The sequence below is a fragment of the Methanomicrobium sp. genome, from assembly GCF_055145805.1.
Map to the genome: position 1 here is coordinate 1 of NZ_JBSREC010000119.1, position 9,628 is coordinate 9,628.

8 protein-coding genes and 1 pseudogene are annotated in these 9,628 nt (G+C 33.7%); 7 read left to right on the forward strand and 2 right to left on the reverse strand.

The annotated features are described in order from the left end of the window. Window positions 1-14 precede the first annotated feature (14 nt). Window positions 15-194 (forward strand): hypothetical protein, encoded by a 180-nt coding sequence (locus tag ACTB1O_RS11000; protein WP_462995183.1) that lies wholly within the window; start codon window positions 15-17, stop codon window positions 192-194. 3 nt (window positions 195-197) lie between these two features. Continuing rightward, window positions 198-1,484 (forward strand): metallophosphoesterase, encoded by a 1,287-nt coding sequence (locus ACTB1O_RS11005; protein ID WP_462995184.1) that lies wholly within the window; start codon window positions 198-200, stop codon window positions 1,482-1,484. Between the two features lie 265 nt (window positions 1,485-1,749). Here ACTB1O_RS11005 and ACTB1O_RS11010 read toward each other — a convergent pair whose 3' ends face one another. Next, window positions 1,750-3,381, reverse strand: a complete 1,632-nt coding sequence (locus ACTB1O_RS11010) for a PAS domain-containing protein (protein WP_462995185.1) — start codon at window positions 3,379-3,381, stop codon at window positions 1,750-1,752. 178 nt (window positions 3,382-3,559) lie between these two features. Further along, the gene (locus ACTB1O_RS11015; protein ID WP_462995186.1) at window positions 3,560-4,573 is read right to left on the reverse strand and encodes a PhoU domain-containing protein; all 1,014 of its coding nucleotides are present in this window, start codon (window positions 4,571-4,573) and stop codon (window positions 3,560-3,562) included. A 135-nt stretch (window positions 4,574-4,708) separates the two neighbouring features. Here ACTB1O_RS11015 and ACTB1O_RS11020 point away from each other — a divergent pair, with 135 nt between their 5' ends. The 5 genes and pseudogenes from ACTB1O_RS11020 to ACTB1O_RS11040 all read left to right on the forward strand — a co-directional run. Continuing rightward, window positions 4,709-5,578: a phosphate ABC transporter substrate-binding protein gene (locus ACTB1O_RS11020; RefSeq protein ID WP_462995187.1), complete on the forward strand. Its 870-nt coding sequence runs from the start codon at window positions 4,709-4,711 to the stop codon at window positions 5,576-5,578. A gap of 191 nt (window positions 5,579-5,769) precedes the next feature. Then, window positions 5,770-7,728 (forward strand): phosphate ABC transporter permease PstA, encoded by a 1,959-nt coding sequence (gene pstA / locus ACTB1O_RS11025; RefSeq protein ID WP_462995188.1) that lies wholly within the window; start codon window positions 5,770-5,772, stop codon window positions 7,726-7,728. Between the two features lie 7 nt (window positions 7,729-7,735). Next, window positions 7,736-8,500, forward strand: a complete 765-nt coding sequence (gene pstB / locus ACTB1O_RS11030; RefSeq protein ID WP_462995189.1) for a phosphate ABC transporter ATP-binding protein PstB — start codon at window positions 7,736-7,738, stop codon at window positions 8,498-8,500. 15 nt (window positions 8,501-8,515) lie between these two features. After that, window positions 8,516-9,166: a phosphate signaling complex protein PhoU gene (phoU, locus tag ACTB1O_RS11035; protein ID WP_462995190.1), complete on the forward strand. Its 651-nt coding sequence runs from the start codon at window positions 8,516-8,518 to the stop codon at window positions 9,164-9,166. Between the two features lie 25 nt (window positions 9,167-9,191). Then, window positions 9,192-9,628, forward strand: a pseudogene (locus ACTB1O_RS11040) (RNA degradosome polyphosphate kinase); the annotation flags it as partial.

Here is a 9,628-nt window from a genome sequence, read left to right on the forward strand (position 1 = left end):
TTGCATAATGTAACATGTCTAAAGTAATCAGAATTCAGGAAGACGCAATAGAGATTGTACTAAAATATGGAAATACAGTAAGTGAAGGTATTAGGACAATGGAAAAACTCCTAAAAAAACAAAAGTCAGGTATTGATATTGAAGATATAAGACTCTTAATAAAAGAAGAATTTGAAAACATCAGGAGATACTGAATTTTGAAATATAATGTGCAATTATCATTAAACTTCTTAAATTCTGAAAAAAAAATATTAGACAGGATATATGAGGTGAAAACAGCCGCTCCCTATTTGAAATATCCTGACAAACCTGAGATAATTGTATTTCAGATTAATCTTAGCGATAAAGATCAATTTAAAAAATTTTTAACTGTTACAACAAATTGTTTTAAAAATGTCAGATATCTCCCTTTTAAGATAAATGGGTGGAAAAAGCACAATGAAAAAGGAAATCATCGTTTGTTTTTTTCAGTTGGGACTCTTGGTGAAAGTGAAGAGATATTTCAAAAATTAAAAAATGATTTGGCAAACTGTGGAATTGACGCAAATTTCAGGTTTCACAACAAGGAAGACAATTATAATATTCTGATAGCGGAAAGTAAAAATTATGCTGAAATTGAATTTTTATGGAAAATTCTTGGAGAAAAAATCTCGTTTTTCTCAAAAATATTATTCGAAACTATATACAGGATAAATAAAAGGCCGATTCATACTCCCAGAAATTTTTGTTACTCATTTGATATATTAAACATAATTATTAACAGAGACAATAAAAAATACCGTGAATATAGTCTTCCAATCCAGGAATGGATCCGTCCGGATGATAAAAAAATAATAAATAATATTTTGGAAAAATACAGGATTGTTAAAAATTATCAGCTATCTCAAATCAATCATAACTCAGATAAAATAAATACAGAAAAGATCTATGTAACATCAGATCTTCATCTGGATCATAAAGATATAATAGATATGACTGCCCGTCCTTTTGGAGCAAATGATCTTAAATTGATGAATGAGACTCTTATATCCAACTGGAACCTTACTGTAAATCATAAAGACACTATAATTTTTGCAGGCGATCTGACATATAACGCTGATTTTTCAACATTCCAAAGATATTTAGAGAGATTAAACGGAAAAAAAATATTTGTCAGAGGAAATCATGATAAAATCAATTGTGAATCATTTCCTGAATATGAAATAAATTATAAGAATATTAAATTTTTATTTGTTCACAATCCAAAAGATGCTCCGAAAAATTATGACGGATGGATAATTCACGGTCATACACATAACAGCAGAATGTGTGACTACCCGTTTATAAATTTCATAAACCGGACAATCAATGTATCCTGTGAACTTACAGAATATCGCCCGATAGAACTAAATGAAATTGTCAGGATACTTAAGCAGTACCGGAAAAGAGGGATTAATAGTATTTATTCTATTGATAGAATCAGGTATTTGGAAAGTGATTTTTAAACAATTTAAATTAGGTTTTATTCAATTCTTGTAGATATCTTTTATACCTCAGGCCATGGTAATAACAATTCCAAAAAAAGCAATAATTGCAGGAAATGCACTTAATATAATTTTGGGAAAATTTGCAAATGCAAATATTTCAAAAATTATTGATATATAACCTCCACTACAGATAATTGCAGTAAATATAGCCACACTGTTTGCAGGTATTGCATCAAATTTAATTTCTGGTTAAATAGAAATTGCAACAATAAAAAAAATTATTTTATTTTTTAAAACGCCAGTGGTTACCAGGAATAGATATTTCAAATCTAACTCCTTTTTTGTAAAAACCATTCTCTATTATAGATATACCTGTAATATCAAGAATTTCACGTGTTAAGTACAGGCCAAGACCTGTATTGGATCCGACTCCTTTTTCAAATATTGTCTTTTTTAGATCATCAGGGATACCTATGCCGTTATCCCCTATAATCAGGATGCCTGTGTCTTCTTTTTGAAGGAAATTAACAATTATTTCAGTCATATTTCCACCATGACGAAGTGAATTTTCAAATATATTAAAAATTACTTTGTTAAGCATAGGATCTGCATAGACTTCAAGCCCTGAAATATTTGTTTTAACAGAAATTTTATCAAATATCGTATTTTGGATTACCTTTTTGACGACACTGTCTATATTTTGCCATGCAGCAGACTCAGTTCCAAGCTCTTCATAATCCTTTGTAAATCCAATCTGTTTTTGGATTGTATCTGTTGCGTTTAATATAATATTTATGTAATTCCCGGTTTCATCTTCTGGAGAAATATTTCCGTCAAGACTTATCAGATCTCCGGCCAGTTTAATTGCTGTAACCTGGTTTAAAATATCATGCCGTGTTATTGAAGAAAGGAGATTTAGTTTTTTATTTGCCTGAATAAGAGCTTTTTTTGATTTTTTGCTCTCGGTAACATCTACCAGAGTCTCAACAATACCTGTGACCTCGCCTTTTTCATTTGTTACAGGATTTGTTTTCAGGTGAAGTATTCTTCCTTTCGAATCTGTAATCTCTGATTCAAGCGCTTTTCCAGTGACTAAAGTTTGTTTTGCGATACAGCCCTCACAAACAGTATTTGCTCCAAAAAATATTTCATAACAGGGTTTTCCTGCCATATCCTCAGGATTTAAATCAACCAGTAATCCTGCTGAATTGTTTGCTCTTATTATTCTGAATTTTTCATCCAAAAATATTATTCCTTCACTCACTCCGTTAAGTATAAGCGAAGTTAGTTTCTCCGAGTTTTTTATAGATTCCTCATATTGTTTTCTCTCTGTAATATCTCTCGAAAAATGGCATGAGTATTCTTCCTCATTGAAACTGATATAATTCATAATGGCTTCAACAGGATATGTTGTCCCGTCTGATCTTTTATGGATGGTTTCAACATCTATATGTCCTTTCTTTTGAATATGTGCCCAGCATTTATCCCATATTTCTTTTGATAATTTAGGATTTATTTCAAAAATATCCATATTCTGAATTTCTTTTGCTGTATACCCTAAAGATTTGCAGACTGCACTATTGAAATATGTAAAAAAGCCTTCCCTGTTAGTAAAATAAATCTCTTCCGGATCAGTATCTATTGAAAACTGAGTCAACAGAAGTTTTGTTTCTGTTATTTTCTGTTTGTTTCTAAGATATACGATTACAAACGAAACTGTAAGAAAAACAACAGAACGAATTGCAGCTGCTATTAATTCTACCTGATTATCTGAATAGAAGAATATAGTGATGAAAAGGTAAACTAGTGTTAGAATTATAGAAAAATAAAAACCTTTTTTTAAATAAAGATATGAAGCAAGAATTATAGGAATATAATATATGTGAGGAAAAATTGACGTTATTCCTTCACTCATACTTAAAATTGTTAAAAAGATTGCCAATGCTGTAGACAGGGGGATGAAGAAAGCCAAAACTTTAAAAATATCAATGGTTTTAATTAGCTCAGTCAATTTTTTAAAACCATAATGCATTTAAAATTATATCTTTTTTTTAGTAATTAAATTAAACCAAATCAACATAAAAATCCGGCATCTACATTTTTTTATTGCTTCCGACAATTTCATTTATCACATTTTCGCAAATATCAGCTGAATAATCAGCAACCCTTCTGATGCTGTCAGAAATATTTACAACATTAATTGCAACTGCTGCCTCTAAGATCATCGATTCAGTATTAATTTCTTCACAATATTCTTCAATATATTCTGAATCTACAATAGACTGGTTTGCTTTTATTATATCAGCACTAAAAAATGAATCCATACCTGTATTAAATATTTTTATTGAATTTGAGCTCACATTTTCAATATTAGTCAGAATATTGTCCGGGATTTTTTTACCGGATAATTTTTTTATATTTTTTGCAATTTTACTTGCATGGTCACCCACACGCTCAATTATTCTGCTTGTAAGGAAGAAATGAACGGCAGTCTCACTTGAAATATCCATCTTTCTTGAAAGATTTACATCATTTAGGATAAGATTAGTCTGTCTCCCGATAAGCCAGTGAAGGCGGTCCACATCATTATCACGTAAGATTACATTTTTTGCAAGATTTTCATCATTTTCCTTAAGTGCAAAAATAGCATCCTGGTGCATTTTAGTGACAATTACAGACATTCTGGATAAAGTATTTTTAATAGGCATCTCGGAAGGATTGAGAAGATCTTTTATAAGAACCATATTTTTTGTTTCTTCAACAACTTCCTGGCCTATTGCCATACTTGTAAATTCACGTATAACTTCATTTGCAAAAGGAGGCATTCTTCCCTGTGCCTGAATTTTCATTGAAGTATAACCGGAAATATATGCGCCAATCATACACCGTAAAAAAAATACTTTGTCTGTAGAAGAATTTACTTCACATTCCCATTCTTTTTGGATCTGATCTCCGCTTGTGTTAGGCGTTATAAGGAGAGTACCATCATCCTGCTCAATAAGTCCGATAGGATCATTTTTTTCTATTTTACTCTTTTTCACCCAGTTTTTTGGTAAAGAAACAATATATGAAGACCCCCCGCTCATCTGAACTTTACGTACATCCATATACTGGTTTCTATATTTCAACCTATAAAATATATTTCAATCATATCTTTATATGGATGTACAGGCGGATTGTATTCTATTTCGAGAATGCCTTTATATACTCATCTCAAATTATGTATTGGAGATAGAAAACCTATGAATTCAGGAAAAAAATTTGGTTTGACAATTATTGCAATTGTAGCAGCAGTAATATTTGCAGTATTTATATGTGGATGCACAGGAACAGGCGATAAATCAGTTATTCCTTCAAAAACTGCAATTGAGACGCTTACAGTCACAGGTTCTACTACAGTTCTGCCAGTCGGACAGGCAGCTGCTGAAGAATTTATGATTGATAATGCAAATGCAGATATTCAGGTATCCGGCGGAGGTTCGAGTGTGGGAGTTCAGGCCGTTGGAGAGAAAACAGCAGACATTGGAATGGCTTCCCGTGAACTTAAAGATTCTGAGAAAGAAAAGTATCCAAATCTGATTCAGCATGTGGTTGCAAGAGATGGAATAGCTTTGATTGTTTACAAGGATAATTCAGTTTCAGATATTACACTTGATGAAGTCAAAAAAATATATCTGGGGAAGATTACCAACTGGAATGAAATTGGCGGCAAAGATATGACAATTGTTGTTGTGGGTCGTGACAGTTCATCCGGAACAAGAGAATTCTTCTATGAAAAAGTTATGAATAAAGAGGATTTTGTATCAACACAGCTTGAAAAGAATTCAAACGGCGCTGTAAAACAGACAGTTGCACAGACTCCCGGCGCAATAGGATATGTCAGTATGGGATATCTTGATGAGACCGTTAAAGGGCTCAATATTGACAGTAATGGTGCAATAATTGAACCTACGATTGAAAATGTTCTGAATGGCAAATATCCTGTGGCAAGGGGACTTAACATGTTTACAAACGGACAGCCTGCAGGACTTGCAAAAGAATATCTTGACTTTTTACTGGGACCTGACGGACAGGCAATAGTTGCCAAAGAAGGATACGTAACAGTAGCTTAAAAAACTCTGATGAGATTTTGTTGAGAGAATAGAATAACACCAAAAAAAGAATGCAAAAAAGTCCTGAGAAAAAATTTCTCAAACTTTTTTTTAGATTTTTGTGGATATTACGAGGATATGGAAAATAATCTTTGATATATTCCTAAAAATTCTATGCATTCTTTTTTTAAATTTTTTGGATTTAAAAGCAAATGAGCAGTACAACACACAAATTATCTTTCAAAAATAATGAAAGATCTGATGTTCTTAGACGCCTTTCTGAAAATTCAATAAAAACCCTCCTGTTTATTACTGCTATTTTTGCAGTTCTTACAGTATTCTTTATTCTGGTTTTTTTGTTAAAAGAAGCAGTTCCTGCTTTTGAAACAATAAATCTGTATGATTTCATATTTGGTTCTGTATGGAACCCGACAGGACAAAATCCTCAATATGGAACTTTACCTTTATGGGTTGGTACACTTCTTGTAACAATTGGTGCAATGGTTATTGCAACACCTCTTGGAATTGGAAGCGCAATATATCTGGCCGAGATTGCACCTTTCAGAGTCAAAAAAATAATTAAACCTGCAATAGAGCTTCTTGCAGGGATTCCTTCAGTTGTTTATGGATTTTTTGGTCTGGTTGTCCTGACAGACTGGCTTAGAATTACATTTGATGTACCCTCAGGCGAATCATGGCTTGCAGGTTCAATTCTTCTTGGGGTTATGGCTTTGCCCACAATAATCAGTGTTTCCGAAGATGCAATAAGTGCAGTCCCCGTTGGATATAAAAATGGTTCATTAAGTCTTGGTGCTACACACTGGCAGACCATAAGCAGGGTATTAATTCCTGCTTCACTTTCAGGCATCACTGCTGCAATCATTCTTGGAATGGGCAGAGCAATTGGAGAAACAATGGCTGTTTTAATGGTCACAGGAAATGCGGCCATTATTCCTAATCCAATCACAAATGTGCTTTCCCCTATTAGAACACTCACAGGAACGCTTGGAATAGAGATCGGCGAAGTTGCAGTGAACAGTGAACATTATTATGCTCTTTTTGGCGTAGCTGTTCTTCTTCTGTTAATTACTCTTGCAGTAAATCTGGGATCAGTTTTTATCATAAAAAAACTGGGAAGTTCACAGAAAAGAGATTCTAAAAAATTTAAAAAAATACTAAGCCTTAAAAATCTTATGCCCTGGTCAGGCACAAAGGATATAAAAATTGCAGTTCACTCCTGTTTAATTTTATTATCAGGGTTAATTGGAGGATTTCTTGCGGCAGTTATGCTTTTAGCATTAATTATTGGCATATATATAATCTCCAAAATAACTCCTAAAAATTCCCAGAAATTAGCATTTAGATTATTGTATCTTTCGACAGGAATTGTTCTTCTTGCTCTTGCGATAATACTCTTTAATATAATATCAAACGGTCTTCCGGCAATATCCTGGGAATTTCTGACTCAGGCTCCAAGAAGTCTTGGAAGAGCAGGAGGAATTTTCCCTGCAATTTTAGGTACCCTGTATCTTGTTGCCGGTGCAATTTTATTTGCTCTTCCAATTGGCGTTGGTGCAGCAATATATCTTATTGAATATACGAAAGAGAACAGAATTACATCAATAATTCGTTCAGGAATAGATCTCCTGAACGGAACGCCTTCTATCGTTTTTGGTTTATTTGGATTTGCATTTTTGGTCATATATATGGATCTGGGTGTCTGTCTTCTTGTCGGTCAGATAACTCTGGGACTTATGGTTCTTCCAACAATCATAAGAACAACTGAGGAAGCACTCAAAAGTGTTCCGCAGTCTGTCAGGCATGGCAGTCTTGCTCTTGGTGCTACTAAATTGCAGACTGTCAGAAAAGTAGTTCTTCCGCCGGCACTTCCGGGAATTATTACAGGTACAATTCTCTCTATAGGAAGAGCGGCCGGTGAAACAGCACCGATTATGTTTACAGCAGTTGTTTTCTCATCCAGATTTTTACCTACATCAGAATTTGAGCCTGTAATGGCACTTCCATATCATCTGTTTGTTCTTTCAACAAATGTTCCTGGTGCACAGACAAATCAGTACGGAACAGCGCTGGTACTTATTGGATTGGTTGTACTTGTGTATATGTTTGCAATTCTAATTCGAAATCATTATCAAAAATCAATAAAATGGTGAATCAAAAATGGGTAATCAGGAAATAATACTACAAACAAAAGATCTTAATCTTTTCTATGAAGAAAAACAGGCACTGAAAGATGTAGATATAAAGATTTATAAAAACAATGTAACAGCTCTTATCGGCCCTTCAGGCTGTGGGAAATCAACACTTCTAAGATGCTTCAATCGTATGAACGATCTTGTGGATAACTGTAATATTAAGGGTGAAATCCTGTATCATAATACAGATCTGTATTCCTCCGGAACTGATGTTGTTCATATGAGAAAGAAGATAGGAATGGTCTTTCAGCATCCAAATCCTTTTCCAAAATCCATATACGATAATATTGCCTATGGCCCGAGAGTGCATGGTATAAAAGATAAAAAAATACTGGATGATATTGTTGAAAAATCACTAAAAAGGGCTGCATTATGGGAAGAAGTGCATGACAGACTATATGATCCTGCAATGGGACTTTCAGGAGGTCAGCAGCAAAGGCTTTGTATTGCAAGAACACTTGCAGTAGAACCTGAAATAATTCTAATGGATGAACCATGTTCAGCGCTTGATCCAATTGCAACCACAAAAATCGAATCACTAATTGATGCATTAAAAAGAGACTACACAGTCATTATTGTAACCCACAGTATGCAACAGGCTTCCAGGGTGAGCGATTTTACAGGATTCATGTATCTTGGAGAGTTAATTGAATTTGGAAACACTCAAAAAATATTTTCTGCACCGGATATTGAACTTACAAATAATTACATTACTGGAAGATTTGGATAAAAAGGAGGCACAGATATGGCAGATAAATTTCATGAAGAAATAAGTAAACTAAAAAAACTGACGGCAGAGATGGGACATTTTTCTATTCATATGTTCTCTGATTCTCTTAAAGCACTTAATAATCTTGACGAGAATCTTGCAATAGATGTTCACTCCAGAAAAAAAAGACTTTCAGAATACAATAAAAAAATAGAAGAGGATAGTATTCGTCTTCTTATCCTGTTTCAGCCTGTTGCAGATGATCTAAGAACTATAACCTGTATAAATCAGCTGAACACTTCTTTTTACAGGGTTGGAAGAAATGCAAAAGCAATTTCAAATTTTATAGAGGATATGCCCGGAATGAATCATCTGGGAATTATGAGTTCTATATGTTATATGGCAGAATGCGTTATATCTATGCTTTCTGATTCATTATATGCATTTGAAAGAAATGATGTAAATTTCTTAAAGACATTTGCCAAACGTGAAGAAGATGTTGACAATCTTCAGAAAATGATTTTCCGTGAGAGTATTACATATATGATGGAAGATAACAGAACAATATCAACCTGCATTGAATATGTTATGGTTTCAAGATACCTCGAGAGAATGGGAGATCATGCATGTCTCATGGGTGAAAAAATATATTTCATGATAAAAGGCAAAATTATTGATATAAATTGATATACATCAAATGGAAGGGAATGCCATGCCTGATAATGAACCTGATTGTCGCAAGCTTTTCATAAACAGGGAACTCTCCTGGATAGAATTTAATCGTCGGGTTCTTGAGGAGGCAAAAGATGATCGTCATCCTTTGCTTGAAAGAATTAAATTTCTCTCAATATATTCCAGTAACCTCGACGAATTCATGATGATTCGTGTCTCGGGTCTTAGGCGACAGATAAAAGGAGGAGTTTTGAAATCGCCTCCGGATGGTCTTACTCCTACAGAGCAGTTAACCAGGATTAGAAAAGAAATAAAGACTCTGATAAACGAATCAGATGGTCTGTGGCGTGATGTTCTTCTAAAATCCCTGACAGAAAACAAAATATACATACACAAATTCCGTGAACTTTCAAAGAAGCAGAAATCATGTCTCAAAGAATATTTTGAAGACGAGATATTTCCTGCGCTTACTCCTAT